Source organism: Neisseria sp. HMSC03D10 (genome assembly GCF_001807625.1).
Lineage (GTDB): Bacteria > Pseudomonadota > Gammaproteobacteria > Burkholderiales > Neisseriaceae > Neisseria > Neisseria mucosa.
Map to the genome: position 1 here is coordinate 4,477 of NZ_KV789584.1, position 556 is coordinate 5,032.

At 49.1% G+C, this 556-nt stretch carries 1 protein-coding gene; it reads left to right on the forward strand.

Annotated features, from left to right (window positions below; all coding sequences use genetic code 11):
• On the forward strand, window positions 1–272 hold a 272-nt coding region (locus HMPREF3066_RS13615; protein WP_321178928.1), incomplete at its 5' end, for a hypothetical protein.
• Window positions 273–556 lie beyond the last annotated feature (284 nt).

Consider the following 556-nt stretch of genomic DNA (forward strand, 5'->3'; position numbering starts at 1 on the left):
ACCTTCCCCCGCCAGACGGGGGAAGGAACAAATTGCCGTTGCAGCAAATCGTAGCGTGGGCTTCGCCCACGACCTACCGTCCGAATATCCGAATCCAATCCTCCCTGTTCATTCCGTGGTTAGAACCTACGCTACGGGAGGCTGAATTTTTGATACAGCATCATCTGCCGTCATTCCTGCGCAGGCGGGAATCCATCGGAAACTTTAAGAAGCAGATATTTGAAAAACAGTTTCCAAAATTCAAAAGTGGATTCCCGCCTGCGCGGGAATGATGGTGTGAGTATTTTTGAATTCAGTATGGGAAACGGTTGGAAGGATGGGATAAAGAATCAAAAGGTCGTCTGAAAAATTGGGAATTCCAGTTTTCAGACGACCATTCGTCAAGTGGACACAAATTCAGAATAAGCCAACCCGTAGCGTGGGCTTTGTCCACGACCTGCCGTCCGAACATCCGAATCCAATCATCTCTGTTTATTCGTGGGTAGAACCCACGCTACGAGCGGCTGGTAACGGATAGGGCAAAGCAAAAAGGTCGTCTGAAAACTGAACTGGCCCC